This window comes from Pseudomonas brassicae, assembly GCF_010671725.1.
GTDB classification, from domain to species: Bacteria; Pseudomonadota; Gammaproteobacteria; order Pseudomonadales; family Pseudomonadaceae; genus Aquipseudomonas; species Aquipseudomonas brassicae.
The window spans coordinates 1-19,241 of record NZ_JAAHBU010000143.1; the positions used below are offsets into that span (position 1 = coordinate 1).

A 19,241-nucleotide genomic window follows, 5' to 3' on the forward strand; every position below is an offset into this window, starting at 1 on the left:
CCCACAGGGTTATCAGTGCTCATGAGACAGGCACTTTACCCTGCCTTTACTGGGGCCTTGACCCCCTTCACTGGCAAAGCCAGCTCCCACAATGGGATCAGTGACCTGAAGATGCTCACTGTACCTGTGGGAGCTGGCTTGCCAGCGAAGAGGCCAGCACAGTCGCTACAAATTTGCCATCATGTCCACTCCACCCGCGGAGACCATGGACATGCCGCTACGCCCCCTGCTCGCCTCCCTGCTTCTGACGTTCAGCCTCAGCGCGCTGGCCGCCACCGAAGTCCTGCCGCTGAACCATCGCACCAGCGCCGAACTGCTCCCCACCGCGCAAGCCTTCATCGGCAAGGACGGCAGCGTCAGTACCTTCGAGAACAAGCTGATCGTCAATGCCGAGCCCGGCAAGATCGATGAACTGCGCACCCTGTTGCAGCAACTCGACACCGCACCCAAGCGCCTGCTGATCAGTGTCGACAACAACGACAGCAACTTCCAGGACAACCGCGGTAATGCGCGGGTGATCCGCTATGGCACCGCCAATCGCGAAGGCGGGCTGCAACAGGTGCAGGCCAGCGAAGGTACCCCCGCACTGATCCAGGTGGGCCAGAGCATCCCCATCACCAACACCCAGACCGACAACTACGGCCGCGCTCAGAGCAACACCGAGTACCGTAACGTTACCCAGGGTTTCTACGTCACCGCCAGCGTCTCCGGCGAGACCGTGCACCTGAGCATAAGCACCAACAATGACCGCATGAGCCAGGAACGTCCCGATGTAGTGAAGGTACAAAGTACCGACACAAGGGTTACCGGCAAGCTGGGTGAGTGGATCACCCTGGCAGGGGTAAATGCCCAAAGCCAGGCCGAACGCAGTGCTTCAGCACTCAGTTACTCTACCCAGCGCGGTGAAAACATGACTTTGCGGGTAAAAGTCGACGCATTGGACTGACCCCGCACAAATCAAGGCCTCGACCAAAGGCCTCGAAACTGACTGATGAGTCGTATTAGACCAAAGATGTAGTGGCGCTAAAAAAGCACTACAAAACATTTGACGCCCTCGAAACAGGGAGGCATGATGGCCCCGCTCCCGCTAATCAGAGGCCCTGGCAAGGGCCTTCGCGTCGCGCTCTGACCTATCCGACCTGAGCCGATGCGTGTCTGTACAGCCCACAAGGCGGTTTGACGAGATTGCGACTGGAACGAAGTTGTCCCGAGGGACGGAAGCGCACTACACGGTATAAGGCACAGCCTGTTCGAGCAGCACGGCAACCACGAGCCAACCTGCCCGACGACGACGCCAAGGACCCGCTCACTTCCCCCTTCGAGCCCCATCGTTCAACGTCGCCATTTCGCCACATGACTGACCGCCAGTGCTTCTGAGCAGCGAACAATCGGAGCTGCCCCTGTACTGAACAGCGCAGCCGACAGAGCGAACATTTTTTACCGACCTATGCGACGAGGTTTACTTTCATGGCACTGACACGCGAACAGCAAATTGCAGCCCTCGAAAAAGACTGGGCCGAGAACCCACGCTGGAAAGGCGTGACCCGTACCTACTCTGCCGCTGATGTCGTTCGTCTGCGTGGCTCGGTTCAACCTGAGCACACCCTGGCCCGCATGGGTGCCGAGAAGCTGTGGAACCTGGTAACCAAAGGCGCCCACCCTTCGTTCCGCCCTGAAAAAGATTTCGTCAACTGCATGGGCGCCCTGACCGGCGGCCAGGCCGTACAACAGGTCAAGGCCGGTATCCAGGCCATCTACCTGTCCGGCTGGCAAGTGGCTGCCGACAACAACTCGGCCGAGTCCATGTACCCCGACCAGTCGCTGTACCCGGTGGACTCGGTGCCAACCGTGGTCAAGCGCATCAACAATTCGTTCCGTCGTGCCGACCAGATCCAGTGGAAAGCCGGCAAGAACCCGGGTGATGACGGCTACATCGACTACTTTGCACCGATCGTGGCAGACGCCGAAGCTGGTTTCGGCGGTGTGCTCAACGCCTACGAACTGATGAAGAACATGATCGAGGCAGGCGCCGCCGGCGTGCACTTCGAAGACCAGCTGGCCTCGGTGAAAAAATGCGGCCACATGGGCGGCAAGGTACTGGTACCGACCCAGGAAGCCGTACAGAAGCTCAGCGCTGCCCGCCTGGCGGCCGACGTTGCCGGTGTACCGACCATCATCCTGGCCCGTACCGACGCCAACGCCGCCGACCTGCTGACCAGCGACTGCGACCCGTACGACCAGCCGTTCGTGATCGGCGAGCGCACCCCTGAAGGTTTCTACAAGGTGCGTGCCGGCCTGGACCAGGCGATTGCCCGCGGCCTGGCCTACGCGCCGTATGCCGACCTGATCTGGTGCGAAACCGCCAAGCCGGACCTGGACGAAGCGCGCCGCTTTGCCGAAGCGATCAAGAAGGAATACCCGGACCAGATCCTGTCCTACAACTGCTCGCCTTCCTTCAACTGGAAGAAAAACCTGGACGACGCGACCATCGCCAAGTTCCAGCGCGAACTGTCGGCCATGGGCTACAAGCACCAGTTCATCACCCTGGCCGGCATCCACAACATGTGGCACGGCATGTTCAATCTGGCGCACGACTACGCCCGCAACGACATGACTGCCTACGTGAAGCTGCAAGAGCAAGAGTTCGCTGACGCCTCCAAAGGCTACACCTTCGTGGCGCACCAGCAGGAAGTGGGCACTGGCTACTTCGACGACATGACCACCGTGATCCAGGGTGGCAAGTCGTCGGTTACCGCACTGACCGGTTCCACTGAAGAAGAGCAGTTCCACTGATGACTGATCGACTGGTGACATTCGGGTAGCACGCAAGACCCGGGGCCTGTGATGGGGCCCCGGGTCTTGTGCGTTTCACCCCAGCAGCAACCGGCCTTGCCAGCGACGACACCCCCTCACCTCGGCGCAAGGCTTCCTTATTCCCCCCGATTGGCTATGCTAGGTGCACAACAACACCAAGGATCGGCCATGTCCCGCCCCTACCCCTTGCCTGGCGCCGGCCACCCCGCCGCCTGTCACCACCGGACCAGTCGAAACCTTGATCCAGCGCCAAACTACACGGCGCAAGGTGCTGGAAACTGCGGGCGCGGAACTTGCCGAAGCCCCCGCGCACAGCAACTTTGTAGTTGACAGCAGTGCTAGGAATAACAGGAGATCTTCAAATGATATTAATTATCATTTCGAAACTTGCAATTCATTACGCGATGCAAGAAACATAATTAACAAAACCACACGCAATCCACGGCCTACGGGGCCTGCAGCGTGTTACGAAAGATTTTTGTTCTTAATGCTACGAATAAATTTGCTGCAGAAATTTTACTTGCTACGGGTTTACCCATAAAATCAGCGCGATAGATTTCGCTGCGACATATCGTCACTGCTCTACTTCTTTTCAAGCTCAGAGACCACGCGCTCTGTTAAGGATTTTCAGCATGCCCGATTCGACAGGACTCATCGCCCACAACTGGGGCTTTGCCATTTTCCTTTTGGGTGTCGTCGGCCTGTGCGCCTTCATGCTCGGGCTGTCTGCGCTGCTGGGCAGCAAGGCCTGGGGCCGCAGCAAGAACGAACCCTTCGAGTCCGGCATGCTGCCAACAGGCGGTGCCCGCCTGCGTCTTTCCGCCAAATTCTATCTGGTCGCGATGCTGTTCGTGATCTTCGATATCGAAGCCCTCTTTCTCTTTGCATGGTCTGTGTCCGTCCGCGAAAGCGCTGGACCGGGTTCGTCGAAGCACTCGTTTTCATAGCAATTCTGTTGGCAGGTCTTGTCTACCTATGGCGCGTCGGGGCCCTCGATTGGGCTCCCGAAGGTCGTCGCAAGCGGCAAGCGAAGCTGAAACAATGAGGCTTTGGCAATGCAATACAATCTCACCAGGATCGACCCGGATGCCCCTAACGAGGAGTATCCAATCGGTGAACGGGAAACCGTCTCCGACTCGCTGCTAGAGGACCAGGTCCACAAGAACATCTTCATGGGCAAGCTCGAAGATGTGCTCAGTGGCGCGGTCAACTGGGGGCGCAAAAACTCCCTGTGGCCCTACAACTTCGGCCTCTCCTGCTGCTACGTGGAAATGACCACGGCCTTCACGGCGCCCCACGACATCGCACGCTTCGGCGCCGAGGTCATCCGGGCATCGCCGCGTCAGGCCGACTTCATGGTCATCGCCGGCACCTGCTTCATCAAGATGGCGCCGATCATCCAGCGCCTGTATGAGCAGATGCTCGAACCCAAGTGGGTCATCTCGATGGGTTCGTGCGCCAACTCCGGTGGCATGTACGACATCTACTCGGTCGTTCAGGGGGTCGACAAGTTCCTCCCTGTGGACGTCTATGTGCCTGGCTGCCCGCCTCGCCCTGAAGCGTTCCTGCAAGGCTTGATGCTGCTGCAGGAATCGATCGGCAAGGAGCGTCGCCCGCTTTCGTGGGTTGTCGGTGATCAGGGCGTGTACCGCGCCGAGATGCCGTCCCAGAAAGAGCAGCGCCGAGAACAGCGTATCCAGGTTACCCACCTGCGCAGCCCCGACGAAGTCTGATCCAGCGACCTGCCGCCCGTTCATCTGAACAGGCGGCCTGGCTTCATTCTCTACGTTGACCCAAAGCGACCGAGACCATGACAGCGGACACCGCTATTTATATCCCGCCTTACAAGGCTGACGACCAGGATGTGGTCGTCGAATTGAACCATCGTTTTGGCCCCGAGGCGTTCACCGCCCAGGCCACCCGCACTGGCATGCCGGTGCTGTGGGTTGCCCGCGCCAAACTGATCGAAGTGCTGACCTTCCTGCGCAACGTGGCCAAGCCGTACAGCATGCTGTACGACCTGCACGGCGTCGACGAGCGTCTGCGCACCCAGCGTCGCGGCCTGCCGGGCGCCGATTTCACCGTGTTCTACCACCTGATGTCGGTCGAGCGTAACAGCGACGTGATGATCAAGGTGGCGCTCAACGAAGGCGACCTGAACGTTCCGACCGTGACCGGTATCTGGCCCAATGCCAACTGGTACGAGCGTGAAGTGTGGGACATGTTCGGCATCGACTTTGCCGGCCACCCGCACCTGACCCGCATCATGATGCCGCCCACCTGGGAAGGTCACCCGCTGCGCAAGGACTTCCCGGCCCGCGCCACCGAGTTCGACCCGTACAGCCTGAACCTGGCCAAGCAGCAGCTCGAGGAAGAAGCCGCGCGCTTCAACCCCGAAGCCTGGGGTATGAAGCGCTCGGGCGCCAACGAGGACTACATGTTCCTCAACCTGGGCCCCAACCACCCTTCGGCCCACGGTGCCTTCCGTATCGTCCTGCAGTTGGACGGTGAAGAGATCGTCGACTGCGTCCCGGACATCGGCTACCACCACCGTGGTGCCGAGAAGATGGCCGAGCGTCAGTCCTGGCACAGCTTCATCCCCTACACCGACCGCATCGACTACCTCGGCGGGGTGATGAACAACCTGCCGTACGTGCTCGCGGTCGAGAAGCTGGCCGGCATCCAGGTGCCGCAGAAGGTCGACACCATCCGCATCATGATGGCCGAGTTCTTCCGCATCACCAGCCACCTGCTGTTCCTGGGTACCTATATCCAGGACGTCGGCGCCATGACCCCGGTGTTCTTCACCTTCACCGACCGTCAGCGTGCCTACACCGTGATCGAGGCCATCACTGGCTTCCGCCTGCACCCGGCCTGGTACCGCATCGGTGGCGTCGCCCACGACCTGCCGCGCGGCTGGGAAAAACTGGTCAAGGACTTCGTCGACTGGCTGCCCAAGCGCCTCGACGAGTACACCAAGGCTGCCCTGCAGAACAGCATCCTCAAGGGCCGTACCATCGGCGTGGCCGCCTACAACACCAAAGAGGCCCTGGAATGGGGCGTCACCGGTGCCGGCCTGCGTTCGACCGGTTGCGATTTCGACCTGCGCAAGGCGCGTCCGTACTCGGGCTACGAGAACTTCGAGTTCGAAGTGCCGCTGGCCAGCAATGGCGATGCCTATGACCGCTGCATGGTCCGCGTCGAAGAAATGCGCCAGAGCATCAAGATCATCGACCAGTGCATGCGCAACATGCCGGCCGGCGCGTACAAGGCGGACCACCCGCTGACCACGCCGCCGCCAAAAGAGCGCACCCTGCAGCACATCGAGACCCTGATCACGCACTTCCTGCAAGTTTCGTGGGGCCCGGTGATGCCGGCCAACGAATCCTTCCAGATGATCGAAGCGACCAAGGGCATCAACAGTTACTACCTGACGAGCGATGGCGGAACCATGAGTTACCGCACCCGGATCCGCACCCCGAGCTACCCGCACCTGCAACAGATCCCTTCGGTGATCCGCGGCAGCATGGTCGCGGACCTCATTGCGTACCTGGGCAGTATCGACTTCGTTATGGCTGACGTGGACCGCTAAGCATGAACAACACGCTTATCCAAACCGACCGTTTCGCCCTGAGCGAAACAGAGCGCTCGGCCATCGAGCACGAGATGCATCACTACGAGGACCCGCGCGCGGCGTCCATCGAAGCCCTGAAGATCGTTCAGAAGGAACGCGGCTGGGTGCCGGACGGCGCGGTGTATGCCATCGGCGAAGTGCTGGGCATCCCTGCCAGCGACGTCGAAGGCGTGGCCACCTTCTACAGCCAGATCTTCCGCCAGCCGGTCGGTCGCCACATCATTCGCGTGTGCGACAGCATGGTCTGCTACATCGGCGGCCACGAGTCGGTGGTCAGCCAGATCCAGAGCGAGCTGGGCATCGGCCTGGGCCAGACTACCGCAGACGGGCGCTTCACCCTGCTACCGGTGTGCTGCCTGGGTAACTGCGACAAGGCCCCGGCCCTGATGATCGACGACGACACCTTTGGCGACGTGCAACCTGCCGGCGTTTCCAAACTGCTGGAGGGTTACGTATGACCATCACTTCCTTCGGCCCGGCCAACCGCATTGCGCGCGCCGCTGAAACCCACCCGCTGACCTGGCGCCTGCGTGACGACGGCGAACCGCTGTGGCTCGACGAGTACCAGGCCAAGGACGGCTACAGTGCCGCCCGCAAGGCGCTGGCGCAGATGTCGCAGGACGACATCGTGCAGACCGTCAAGGACTCCGGCCTCAAGGGCCGCGGGGGTGCGGGCTTCCCGACGGGCGTCAAATGGGGCCTGATGCCCAAAGACGAATCCATGAACATCCGCTACCTGCTGTGCAACGCGGATGAAATGGAGCCCAACACCTGGAAAGACCGCATGCTGATGGAGCAGCAGCCCCATCTGCTGATCGAAGGCATGCTGATCAGTGCCCGCGCGCTCAAGGCCTACCGCGGCTACATCTTCCTGCGTGGCGAGTACACCACCGCAGCGCGCAACCTCAACCGTGCGGTCGAGGAAGCCAAGGCGGCCGGCCTGCTGGGCAAGAACATCCTGGGCAGCGGCTTCGACTTCGAGCTGTTCGTGCACACCGGCGCCGGGCGTTACATCTGCGGTGAAGAAACCGCGTTGATCAACTCCCTCGAAGGCCGTCGCGCCAACCCGCGCTCCAAGCCGCCCTTCCCTGCCGCCGTGGGCGTGTGGGGCAAGCCGACGTGCGTGAACAACGTCGAAACCCTGTGCAACGTGCCGGCCATCGTCGGCAACGGCATCGACTGGTACAAGTCGCTGGCCCGCGAAGGCAGCGAAGACCACGGCACCAAGCTGATGGGCTTCTCCGGCAAGGTCAAGAACCCGGGCCTGTGGGAGCTGCCATTCGGCGTGCCCGCCCGCGAGCTGTTCGAAGACTACGCCGGCGGCATGCGTGATGGCTTCAAGCTCAAGTGCTGGCAGCCTGGCGGCGCCGGTACCGGCTTCCTGCTGCCCGAACACCTCGACGCACAGATGTACGCCGGCGGCATCGCCAAGGTCGGCACCCGGATGGGTACGGGCCTGGCCATGGCCGTGGACGACAGCGTCAACATGGTCTCGCTGCTGCGCAACATGGAAGAGTTCTTTGCCCGCGAATCGTGCGGCTTCTGCACCCCGTGCCGCGATGGCCTGCCATGGAGCGTCAAGCTTCTGCGCGCCATCGAGAAAGGCCAGGGCCAGCAAGGCGACATCGAGACGCTGCTGGGGCTGGTCGGTTTCCTCGGCCCAGGCAAGACCTTCTGCGCTCACGCACCGGGTGCGGTCGAGCCGCTGGGCAGTGCCATCAAATACTTCCGCCCCGAGTTCGAAGCCGGTATCGCTGCCACTGCAGCGCCGCGCTCGGACCAGGCAACGCCGGTGCAGGCCGGGCCAATTGTGGTTGGCGCATAACCTATAAAAAGACGGGCGGTCCGTGCCGCCCGTTGCCCGCGATGCTCGCCCCGGGGAACCCCGCCGCGAGCCGCAGGCACACAGATTTCCATTAGCCACGCCCGCACACGCGGGCCAACGAAGAACTTTGAACCATGGCCACTATCCACGTAGACGGCAAAGAGCTCGAAGTCAACGGCGCAGACAACCTGTTACAGGCGTGTCTGTCGCTAGGCCTCGACATCCCTTATTTCTGCTGGCACCCGGCGCTTGGTAGCGTCGGCGCCTGCCGCCAGTGTGCGGTCAAGCAGTACACCGACGAGAACGACACGCGCGGTCGTATCGTCATGTCCTGCATGACCCCAGCCACCGATGGCAGCTGGATTTCCATCGAAGACGAAGAAGCCCGCGTGTTCCGCGCCAGCGTCGTCGAATGGCTGATGACCAACCACCCGCACGACTGCCCGGTGTGCGAGGAAGGCGGTCACTGCCACCTGCAAGACATGACGGTGATGACCGGCCACAACGAGCGCCGTTATCGCTTCACCAAGCGTACCCACCAGAACCAGGAGCTCGGCCCGTTCATCTCCCACGAGATGAACCGCTGCATCGCCTGCTACCGCTGCGTGCGCTACTACAAGGACTACGCCGGCGGTACCGACCTGGGCGTGTTCGGTGCACACGACAACGTGTACTTCGGCCGTGTCGAGAGCGGTACGCTGGAGAGCGAGTTCTCCGGCAACCTGACCGAGGTGTGCCCGACCGGTGTGTTCACCGACAAGACCCACTCCGAGCGCTACAACCGTAAATGGGACATGCAGTTTGCCCCGAGCATCTGCCATGGCTGCTCCAGCGGCTGCAACATCAGCCCGGGTGAGCGCTACGGTGAACTGCGTCGCATCGAGAACCGCTTCAACGGCTCGGTGAACCAGTACTTCCTGTGCGACCGTGGCCGTTTCGGCTATGGCTACGTCAACCGTACCGACCGCCCTCGCCAGCCACTGCTCGAAGGCGGCCAGAAGCTGGGCCTGGACGCTGCACTGGACAAGGCCGCCGACCTGTTGCGCGGCCGCACCATCGTCGGTATCGGCTCGCCACGCGCCAGCCTCGAAAGCAACTACGGCCTGCGCGAACTGGTCGGTGCCGAGTACTTCCACTCGGGCATGGAAGCCGGTGAGCTGGAGCGCGTGCGCCTGGCCCTGCAGGTACTGAACGACAGCCCGCTGCCGGTACCGACCCTGCGCGACATGGAGGACCATGACGCGGTATTCGTGCTTGGCGAAGACCTGACCCAGACCGCTGCGCGCCTGGCCCTGGCCCTGCGCCAGTCGGTCAAGGGCAAGGCCGAAGCCATGGCCGACGCCATGCGCGTTCAGCCGTGGCTCGATGCCGCCGTCAAAAACATCGGTCAGCACGCCATGTACCCGCTGTTCATCGCCAGCCTCACCGACACCAAGCTCGATGACGTTGCCGAAGAATGCGTACACGCAGCGCCGGACGACCTGGCCCGTATCGGTTTCGCCGTGGCCCACGCCATCGACCCAAGCGCGCCGGCCGTCGAAGGCCTGGACGCCGAAGCCGTCGAGCTGGCCAAGCGCATCGCCGATGCACTGGTCGCCGCCAACCGTCCGCTGGTGGTCGCCGGCACGTCGCTGGGCTCCAAGGCCCTGATCGAAGCCGCCGCCAACATCGCCAAGGCGCTCAAGCTGCGCGAGAAGAACGGCTCGCTGAGCCTGGTGGTGCCCGAGGCCAACAGCCTGGGCCTGGCCATGCTCGGTGGCGAGTCGATCGACGCCGCGCTGGACGCGGTGATCGCGGGCAAGGCCGACGCCATCGTGATCCTGGAAAACGACCTGTACAGCCGCGTGCCGGCGGCCAAGGTCGATGCCGCCCTGGCAGCTGCCAAGGTGGTGATTGTTGCCGATCACCAGAAAACCCCGACCACCGAGCGTGCGCATCTGGTGCTGCCGGCGGCCACCTTCGCCGAAGGCACGGTACCCTGGTCAGCCAGGAAGGCCGCGCCCAGCGCTTCTTCCAGGTGTTCGACCCGCAGTACCTGGACAGCAGCATCCTGGTGCACGAAGGCTGGCGCTGGATGCACGCCCTGCGTGCCACCCTGCTGAACAAGCCGATCGACTGGACCCAGCTCGACCACGTTACCCACGCCGTGGCAGGCGCCGCGCCGCAACTGGCCGGCATCGTCAACGCTGCCCCGTCGGCCGCGTTCCGCATCAAGGGCATGAAGCTTGCCCGCGAACCGCTGCGCTACTCGGGCCGCACCGCCATGCGCGCCAACATCAGCGTGCACGAACCGCGTACCCCGCAAGACCCGGACACCGCGTTCGCGTTCTCCATGGAAGGCTACTCGGGCTCTGCCGAACCGCGCTCGCAAGTGCCGTTCGCCTGGTCGCCGGGCTGGAACTCGCCGCAAGCCTGGAACAAGTTCCAGGACGAGGTCGGTGGTCACCTGCGTGCAGGCGACCCGGGCACCCGCCTGATCGAAACCCAGGGCGACAAGCTCAACTGGTTCGCCAGCGTACCGGCCGCGTTCTCGCCGGCGCGTGGCACCTGGCAGGTCGTGCCGGTCTATCACCTGTTCGGCAGTGAAGAGAACTCTTCGCGCGCCGCCCCGGTGCAGGAGCGCATCCCGCAGGCCTACGTTGGCCTGGCCAAGTCCGAAGCCGACCGCCTGGGTGTCAACGACGGCGCGCTGCTGAGCCTGAACGTGGCCGGCCAGACCCTGCGTCTGCCGCTGCGTATCAATGAAGAGCTGGGCGCTGGCCTGGTTGCGTTGCCCAAAGGCCTGGCCGGCATTCCGCCGGCCATCTTCGGTGCATCCGTCGAAGGCCTGCAGGAGGCAGCACAATGACCTGGTTCACCCCTGAAGTGATCGATGTGATCCTCACCGTCATCAAGGCCATCGTGGTGCTGCTGGCGGTAGTGGTCTGCGGCGCGCTGCTCAGCTTCGTCGAGCGTCGCCTGCTGGGCTGGTGGCAGGACCGTTACGGTCGAACCGCGTCGGCCCGTTCGGCATGTTCCAGATTGCCGCCGACATGCTGAAAATGTTCTTCAAGGAAGACTGGAACCCGCCCTTCGTCGACAAGGTGATCTTCACCCTGGCGCCGGTGGTGGCCATGAGTGCCTTGCTGATCGCCTTCGCGATCATCCCGATCACCCCGACCTGGGGTGTCGCGGACCTGAACATCGGCCTGCTGTTCTTCTTCGCCATGGCCGGCCTGTCGGTGTACGCCGTACTGTTCGCCGGCTGGTCGTCGAACAACAAGTACGCCCTGCTCGGCAGCCTGCGGGCCTCGGCCCAGACCGTGTCGTACGAAGTGTTCATGGGCCTGGCGCTGATGGGCATCGTGGCCCAGGTCGGCTCGTTCAACATGCGCGACATCGTCGAGTACCAGGCGCAGAACCTGTGGTTCATCATTCCGCAGTTCTTCGGCTTCTGTACCTTCTTCATCGCTGGCGTGGCCGTGACGCACCGTCACCCCTTCGACCAACCCGAAGCGGAACAGGAACTGGCCGACGGCTACCACATCGAATATGCCGGCATGAAATGGGGCATGTTCTTCGTCGGCGAGTACATCGGCATCATCCTGATCTCGGCGCTGCTGGTAACCCTGTTCTTCGGTGGCTGGCACGGGCCGTTCGGCATCCTGCCGCAACTGTCGTTCGTGTGGTTCGCCCTGAAGACCGCGTTCTTCATCATGCTGTTCATCCTGCTGCGCGCCTCGATCCCGCGCCCGCGTTATGACCAGGTGATGGACTTCAGCTGGAAGTTCTGCCTGCCGCTGACCCTGATCAATTTGCTGGTGACCGCTGCGCTCGTGTTGCTCAACACGCCAGCTGTTGCGGCCCAGTGAGGATTTGACCCATGTTCAAGTATATTGGCGACATCGTTAAGGGCACTGGCACCCAGCTGCGCAGCCTGGTGATGGTGTTCTCTCACGGTTTCCGCAAACGTGACACCCTGCAATACCCCGAAGAAGCGGTGTACCTGCCACCGCGCTACCGCGGCCGCATCGTGCTCACCCGCGACCCCGACGGTGAAGAGCGCTGCGTGGCGTGCAACCTGTGCGCCGTGGCGTGCCCGGTGGGTTGCATCTCGCTGCAGAAGGCCGAGACCGACGACGGCCGCTGGTACCCCGAGTTCTTCCGCATCAACTTCTCGCGCTGCATTTTCTGCGGCCTCTGCGAGGAAGCCTGCCCGACCACCGCGATCCAGCTCACCCCGGATTTCGAGATGGCCGAGTTCAAACGTCAGGACCTGGTGTACGAGAAAGAAGATCTGCTGATCTCCGGCCCCGGCAAGAACCCTGATTACAACTTCTACCGTGTTGCAGGTATGGCCGTTGCCGGCAAGCCGAAAGGCGCCGCGCAGAACGAAGCCGAGCCGATCAACGTGAAGAGCTTGCTCCCTTAAGGAAGAAAGATGGAATTCGCTTTCTATTTCGCATCCGGTGTCGCCGTGGTGTCCACCCTGCGGGTGATCACCAATACCAACCCGGTGCATGCCCTGCTCTACCTGATCATTTCGCTGATCTCCGTGGCGATGACCTTCTTCGCCCTCGGTGCGCCGTTTGCCGGTGTGCTCGAAGTGATCGCCTACGCTGGCGCCATCATGGTGCTGTTCGTGTTCGTGGTGATGATGCTCAACCTGGGCCCGGCTTCGGTCGCCCAGGAGCGCGGCTGGCTCAAGCCGGGCATCTGGGGCGGGCCGTGTTCCTCGCCGCCCTGCTGCTGCTTGAGCTGCTGTACGTGCTGTTCGTCGAGCCGAGCGGCGCGGCCATCGGCCACACCACCGTTGACGCCAAGGCCGTGGGCATCAGCCTGTTCGGCCCTTACCTGCTGGTGGTGGAACTGGCCTCGATGCTGCTGCTGGCTGCGGCAGTGACGGCGTTCCACCTCGGCCGCAACGAGGCGAAGGAGTAAACCATGTCAGCAATTCCTCTCGAGCACGGCCTGGCCGTCGCCGGCATCCTGTTCTGCCTCGGCCTGGTCGGGCTGATGGTACGCCGCAACATTCTGTTCGTACTGATGAGCCTGGAAATCATGATGAACGCCTCGGCACTGGCGTTCATCGTGGCGGGCAGCCGCTGGGCGCAACCGGACGGGCAGATCATGTTCATCCTGGTCATCAGCCTGGCCGCCGCCGAGGCCAGTATCGGCCTGGCGATCCTGCTGCAGCTGTATCGCCGCTTCCACACTCTCGATATCGATGCTGCCAGTGAGATGCGCGGATGAACCTACTCTTTCTGACCTTCGTCTTCCCCCTGATCGGCTTCGTGCTGCTGTCGTTCTCGCGCGGGCGGTTCTCCGAGAACCTGTCGGCGCTGATCGGCGTCGGCTCGATCGGCCTCTCGGCCATCGTGGCCGCGTACGTGATCTGGCAGTTCAACGTCGCCCCGCCCGAAGGCGCGCGTACAGCCAACTGCTGTGGCAGTGGATGCAGGTGGGCGACTTCAAGCCCAACTTCACCCTCTACCTGGACGGCCTGTCGGTGACCATGCTTGGCGTGGTGGTCGGCGTGGGCTTCCTGATCCACCTGTTCGCTTCGTGGTACATGCGTGGTGAAGCCGGCTACTCGCGCTTCTTCGCCTACACCAACCTGTTCATCGCCAGCATGCTGTTCCTGATCCTGGGCGACGACCTGCTGTTCATCTACTTCGGTTGGGAAGGCGTGGGCCTGTGCTCGTACCTGTTGATCGGTTTCTACTACAGCAACCGCAACAACGGCAACGCGGCACTCAAGGCTTTCATCGTCACCCGTATCGGCGACGTGTTCATGGCCATCGGCCTGTTCATCCTGTACCAGCAACTGGGCACGCTGAATATCCAGCAACTGCTGGTGCTGGCCCCGCAGAAGTTCCAGGCGGGTGATTTCTGGATGGTGCTGGCGACCCTGATGCTGCTGGGTGGCGCGGTCGGTAAATCCGCCCAACTGCCGCTGCAGACGTGGCTGGCGGACGCGATGGCCGGCCCTACCCCGGTGTCGGCACTGATCCACGCCGCAACCATGGTCACCGCCGGTGTCTACCTGATCGCCCGTACGCACGGTTTGTTCGCCCTGGCGCCCGACGTGCTGCACCTGGTGGGTGTGGTCGGCGGCGTGACCCTGGTACTGGCCGGCTTCGCCGCGCTGGTGCAGACCGACATCAAGCGTATCCTGGCCTACTCGACCATGAGCCAGATCGGCTACATGTTCCTGGCCCTGGGCGTTGGCGCATTCGATGGCGCGATCTTCCACCTGATGACCCACGCCTTCTTCAAGGCCCTGCTGTTCCTTGCTTCGGGTGCGGTGATCGTTGCTTGCCACCACGAGCAGAACATCTTCAAGATGGGCGGCCTGTGGAAAAAGCTGCCGTTGGCCTATGCCAGCTTCATCGTCGGCGGTGCCGCCCTGGCTGCCCTGCCGCTGCTGACCGCCGGTTTCTACTCCAAGGACGAGATCCTCTGGGAAGCCTTCGCCAGTGGCAACAACGGCCTGCTGTACGCTGGCCTGGTTGGCGCGTTCATGACCTCGCTGTACACCTTCCGCCTGATCTTCATTGCCTTCCACGGCGAAGCCAAGACCGAAGCGCATGCCGGCCATGGCATCTCGCACTGGCTGCCACTGGGCGTGCTGATCGTGCTGTCGACCTTCGTCGGCGCGTGGATCCATCCACCGCTGGCGGGCGTACTGCCACAGAGCGTCGGGCATGCCGGCGGCGAAGCCAAGCACAGCCTGGAAATCGCCTCGGGTGCCATCGCCATCGCCGGTATCCTGCTGGCCGCGATGCTGTTCCTGGGCAAGCGTCGCCTGGTCACCGCGATCGCCAACAGCGGCCCGGGTCGTGTGCTGTCGGCCTGGTGGTTCGCCGCCTGGGGCTTCGACTGGATCTACGACAAGCTGTTCGTCAAACCTTACCTGCTGATCAGCCATATCCTGCGCAAGGATCCGGTTGACCGCGGCATAGGCCTGATTCCGCGTATGGCTCGGGGCGGTCACGCTGCCATGAGCAAAACCGAAACCGGTCAGCTGCGCTGGTACACCGCTTCGATAGCCGTGGGTGCCGTGCTTGTGCTCGGTGCCGTTGTTGTGGCTGCGGTCTGATATGAACCTTGCGACTTTGCGAAAGGAATTGAGCCCGTCATGATTTTGCCTTGGCTGATCCTGATCCCCTTCATCGGCGGCCTGCTGTGCTGGCTGGGTGAGCGCTTCGGCGCCACCCTGCCGCGCTACATCGCGCTGCTGACCATGTCCCTGCTGCTTGGTATCGGCCTCTGGCTGTGGGCCAACGGCGACTACACCCTGGCGCCTGCGCCGGGTGCTGCGCCACAGTGGGCCTACGAATTCAAAGTGCTGTGGATCGAGCGCTTCGGCATCAGCCTGCACCTGGCCCTGGACGGCCTGTCGCTGCTGATGATCCTGCTCACTGGCCTGCTCGGTGTGCTCTCGGTACTGTGCTCGTGGAAAGAGATCCAGCGCCACGTCGGCTTCTTCCACCTCAACCTGATGTGGATCCTGGGCGGCGTGGTCGGGGTGTTCCTGGCCCTGGACCTGTTCCTGTTCTTCTTCTTCTGGGAAATGATGCTGGTGCCGATGTATTTCCTCATCGCGCTCTGGGGTCACAGCTCCTCCGACGGCAAGAAGACCCGGATCTACGCAGCCACCAAGTTCTTCATCTTCACCCAGGCCAGTGGCCTGATCATGCTGGTGGCGATCCTGGGCCTGGTACTGGTCAACTACAGCAACACCGGTGTGATCACCTTCGACTACACCCAGTTGCTCAAAGCCGACCTGCCGGCCGGTACCGAATACCTGCTGATGCTGGGCTTCTTCATTGCCTTCGCGGTCAAGCTGCCGGTGGTACCGTTCCACTCCTGGCTGCCTGACGCTCACGCCCAGGCACCCACCGCAGGTTCCGTGGACCTGGCGGGTATCCTGCTGAAGACGGCGGCCTACGGCCTGCTGCGTTTCGCCCTGCCGCTGTTCCCGAATGCCTCGGCCGAGTTCGCGCCGATTGCCATGACACTGGGTCTGATCGGGATCTTCTACGGTGCGTTCCTGGCCTTCGCCCAGACCGACATCAAGCGTCTGATCGCGTTCTCCAGCGTCTCGCACATGGGCTTCGTACTGATCGGCATCTACTCCGGCAGCCAGCAGGCCCTGCAAGGCGCGGTGATCCAGATGCTGGCCCACGGCCTGTCGGCGGCAGCGCTGTTTATCCTCAGCGGCCAACTGTACGAGCGCCTGCATACCCGTGACATGCGCCAGATGGGTGGCCTGTGGTCGCGCATTGCCTACCTGCCGGCCATCAGCCTGTTCTTCGCTGCCGCGTCGCTGGGCCTGCCGGGCACCGGCAACTTCGTCGGCGAGTTCCTGATCCTGCTGGGCAGCTTCGTCAGTGCACCGTGGGTCACCGTGGTCGCCACCTCGGGCCTGGTATTCGGTTCGGTGTACTCACTGATCATGATCCACCGCGCCTACTTCGGCCCGTCCAAGTCGGACGAAGTACTGGCCGGCATGGACAACCGCGAACTGATCATGGTGCTGGGCCTGGCTGTGCTGCTGATTGTTCTGGGCGTTTACCCGCAGCCGTTCCTGGATACCTCTGCCGCCACCATGAGTGGTGTACAGCAGTGGTTCGGCTCCGCTTTCACTCAACTCGCTTCGGCCCGGTAAGAGCGCTATGGACCTGACGATTCAACACTTTATTGCGCTTGCGCCGCTGCTGATCACCACCGTCACCATTATCGTGGTGATGCTGGCGATCGCCTGGCGCCGCAATCACTCGCAAACCTTCCTGCTGTCGACCGTGGGGCTGAACCTGGCCCTGCTGTCGATCATCCCGACCTTGAAAGTGGCCCCGCTGGCAGTCACCCCGTTGCTGACCGTCGACAATTTCGCGTGCCTGTACATGGCGTTGATCCTGGTCGCCACGCTGGCGTGCGTGACCTTGGCGCACGCCTACCTGGGCGATGGCGGCAAAGGCTACCCGGGCAACCGTGAAGAGCTTTACCTGCTGATCCTGATGGCTGCGCTGGGTGGCCTGGTGCTGGTCTGCGCGCAGCACCTGGCCGGCTTGTTCATCGGCCTGGAACTGCTCTCGGTACCGGTCTATGGCCTGGTGGCGTATGCGTTCTTCAACAAGCGTTCGCTGGAAGCCGGCATCAAGTACATGGTGCTGTCGGCGGCGGGTTCTGCGTTCCTGCTGTTCGGCATGGCGTTGCTGTATGCCGATGCTGGCAGCCTGAGCTTCGACGGCATTGGCAAGGCCCTGGCGGCCACCAGCCTGCCGAGCCTGATTGCCCAGCTGGGCCTGGGCATGATGCTGGTCGGCCTGGCGTTCAAACTGTCGCTGGTACCGTTCCACCTGTGGACTCCAGACGTATACGAGGGTGCTCCTGCACCGGTTGCCGCGTTCCTGGCCACCGCCAGCAAAGTCGCCGTGTTTGCGGTGGTGGTGCGCCTGTTCATGCTCTCCCCTGCGGCGAGCAGCGGCGTATTGACCACCGTGCTGTCGATCATTGCGGTGGCGTCGATCCTGGTCGGCAACCTGCTGGCGCTGACCCAGAGCAACCTCAAGCGTCTGCTGGGTTACTCCTCCATTGCCCACTTCGGTTACCTGCTGATTGCCCTGGTGGCGAGCAAGGGCCTGGCGGTGGAAGCGATTGGCGTGTACCTGGTGACCTACGTGATCACCAGCCTGGGCGCCTTCGGTGTGATCACCCTGATGTCCTCGCCTTACAACGGCCGTGATGCCGATGCGCTGTACGAGTACCGCGGCCTGTTCTGGCGTCGTCCGTACCTGACTGCGGTGTTGACCGTGATGATGCTGTCGCTGGCGGGGATTCCGCTGACGGCGGGCTTCATCGGCAAGTTCTACATCATTGCCACGGGCGTCGAATCGCAGCTGTGGTGGTTGGTGGGTGCGCTGGTGATCGGTAGTGCGATCGGCGTGTTCTACTACCTGCGCGTCATGGTCACCTTGTACCTGATGGAGCCGAACCTGCGTCGTCACGATGCCCCGTTGAACTGGGAGCAGCGTACGGGTGGTGTGATGCTGCTGGCGATTGCGATCGTGCGTTCGTGTTGGGTGTGTACCCGCAGCCGTTGCTGGACCTGGTGCAGCATGCAGGTTTGCAGTTGCTTGGTTGAGTGCTGATGTACTGACACGACACCCCGCTTCGGCGGGGTGTTTTGTTTCTGTCGATTGAAGAATCAAGGTAAGCGTCCGGTTAAGTCACCTTGACGCAAGGTCTAGGAGATAGCCCCGAGAGCGTAAGCATTGGCCAAATCTTCAACCAGTTTTTGGACGTGACGCGGTCTTGATAGATAGCATTTTTATCCGTAGCGAACCTTCCTGCTGGCCGGATTATCAAGTCAAAAAGATCATCAAAGCCCAACGGCGCAGCGATTTCATATGTGCCGTCCTCCCGCAGTCTTATCGCTAGTGCTGTGGCAGTTTCTGGCCAGTAACGCATTGCATCGGTCGCCGACTGATAGGGCTCATCGCCGTTCTGAACATGCATTCTCGCTTGGTTTTTCACAGACCACAGTACGTTCGGGTCTAGGTCTCTGAGGGCTGCCTCTAGGGCTTCATCTTGCTCGGGTGTGCAACGTGTGGCATCAAACCAGATGACATCAACGTCTGTTGAGACCGTAGATGAGCTGCGACCGTGCAGATGATCCCAAACCGCGTTTCGGACGAAACCTGCTCCTATCCAGCAGTCGGGCAAGTTCAAGGAGCGCACTATTTCGAGCATCCTACGCCGAATGGGGTCATCCGAAATGATTGCTTGGATTGTCGAGCTATTGTCCACTTGGAAGATCACCCCGTTGAAGCTAGGCCTCACCCACTGATGCGGCAGCAGCTGCCCAATCTCACTTGCCCGCTGTGTCGGCAGCCGCGTCAGCACATCTTTGATGATAGCGATACGGATCATGCCCGTTCATGCGCGCCGACTGGATCAAACTCATGATCGCATGCCGCTCGT

The 19,241-nt window shown here is 62.2% G+C and carries 10 protein-coding genes and 7 pseudogenes; 15 read left to right on the top strand and 2 right to left on the bottom strand.

Translation table 11 applies throughout. The annotated features are described in order from the left end of the window. Positions 1 to 211 precede the first annotated feature (211 nt). The 15 genes and pseudogenes from G3436_RS11465 (at position 212) to nuoN (ending at position 18,402) form a co-directional block, all read left to right on the top strand. Positions 212 to 946, top strand: coding sequence for a secretin N-terminal domain-containing protein (locus tag G3436_RS11465; protein ID WP_243667109.1), 735 nt, complete (start codon positions 212 to 214; stop codon positions 944 to 946). Between the two features lie 521 nt (positions 947 to 1,467). Continuing rightward, a complete protein-coding gene (aceA, locus tag G3436_RS11470) occupies positions 1,468 to 2,793 on the top strand; it encodes an isocitrate lyase (RefSeq protein WP_163944908.1) in 1,326 nt (441 codons plus the stop codon). Positions 2,794 to 3,446: 653 nt separating this feature from the next. Continuing rightward, positions 3,447 to 3,859 (top strand): annotated as a pseudogene (locus G3436_RS11475) (NADH-quinone oxidoreductase subunit A). Between the two features lie 10 nt (positions 3,860 to 3,869). Continuing rightward, entirely contained in the window at positions 3,870 to 4,547 is a 678-nt protein-coding gene (locus tag G3436_RS11480; protein WP_163944911.1) for an NADH-quinone oxidoreductase subunit B, read from the top strand. A gap of 77 nt (positions 4,548 to 4,624) precedes the next feature. Next, positions 4,625 to 6,406, top strand: a complete 1,782-nt coding sequence (gene nuoC, locus G3436_RS11485) for an NADH-quinone oxidoreductase subunit C/D (protein WP_163944914.1) — start codon at positions 4,625 to 4,627, stop codon at positions 6,404 to 6,406. Positions 6,407 to 6,408: 2 nt separating this feature from the next. Next, positions 6,409 to 6,906, top strand: a complete 498-nt coding sequence (gene nuoE / locus G3436_RS11490) for an NADH-quinone oxidoreductase subunit NuoE (protein ID WP_043860867.1) — start codon at positions 6,409 to 6,411, stop codon at positions 6,904 to 6,906. Continuing rightward, the gene (nuoF, locus tag G3436_RS11495; protein ID WP_163944917.1) at positions 6,903 to 8,273 is read left to right on the top strand and encodes an NADH-quinone oxidoreductase subunit NuoF; all 1,371 of its coding nucleotides are present in this window, start codon (positions 6,903 to 6,905) and stop codon (positions 8,271 to 8,273) included. The genes nuoE and nuoF overlap by 4 nt, the downstream gene beginning before the upstream one ends. A 134-nt stretch (positions 8,274 to 8,407) precedes the next feature. Then, positions 8,408 to 11,121: pseudogene (gene nuoG / locus G3436_RS11500) on the top strand (NADH-quinone oxidoreductase subunit NuoG). Continuing rightward, a pseudogene (gene nuoH, locus G3436_RS11505) lies at positions 11,118 to 12,124 on the top strand (NADH-quinone oxidoreductase subunit NuoH). The pseudogenes nuoG and nuoH overlap by 4 nt, the downstream one beginning before the upstream one ends. A gap of 11 nt (positions 12,125 to 12,135) precedes the next feature. Beyond that, entirely contained in the window at positions 12,136 to 12,684 is a 549-nt protein-coding gene (gene nuoI, locus G3436_RS11510; protein ID WP_163944920.1) for an NADH-quinone oxidoreductase subunit NuoI, read from the top strand. A gap of 9 nt (positions 12,685 to 12,693) precedes the next feature. Beyond that, positions 12,694 to 13,193, top strand: a pseudogene (gene nuoJ / locus G3436_RS11515) (NADH-quinone oxidoreductase subunit J). Positions 13,194 to 13,196: 3 nt separating this feature from the next. Then, positions 13,197 to 13,505 carry an NADH-quinone oxidoreductase subunit NuoK gene (gene nuoK / locus G3436_RS11520; RefSeq protein WP_010220409.1) on the top strand — a complete coding sequence of 103 codons (309 nt, stop codon included), beginning with the start codon at positions 13,197 to 13,199 and terminating at the stop codon, positions 13,503 to 13,505. Beyond that, positions 13,502 to 15,354, top strand: a pseudogene (nuoL, locus tag G3436_RS11525) (NADH-quinone oxidoreductase subunit L). Before nuoK ends, nuoL begins: the two are co-directional and overlap by 4 nt. Positions 15,355 to 15,393: 39 nt before the next feature. Beyond that, positions 15,394 to 16,926, top strand: a complete 1,533-nt coding sequence (gene nuoM, locus G3436_RS11530; protein WP_163944923.1) for an NADH-quinone oxidoreductase subunit M — start codon at positions 15,394 to 15,396, stop codon at positions 16,924 to 16,926. Between the two features lie 7 nt (positions 16,927 to 16,933). Next, positions 16,934 to 18,402 (top strand): annotated as a pseudogene (gene nuoN, locus G3436_RS11535) (NADH-quinone oxidoreductase subunit NuoN). Between the two features lie 80 nt (positions 18,403 to 18,482). Here the strand turns inward: nuoN and G3436_RS11540 are convergent. Both G3436_RS11540 and G3436_RS11545 read right to left on the bottom strand, forming a co-directional pair. Continuing rightward, positions 18,483 to 19,067, bottom strand: coding sequence for a nucleotidyltransferase family protein (locus tag G3436_RS11540; RefSeq protein WP_080634931.1), 585 nt, complete (start codon positions 19,065 to 19,067; stop codon positions 18,483 to 18,485). 30 nt (positions 19,068 to 19,097) lie between these two features. Next, a pseudogene (locus tag G3436_RS11545) lies at positions 19,098 to 19,241 on the bottom strand (transposase domain-containing protein); the annotation flags it as partial.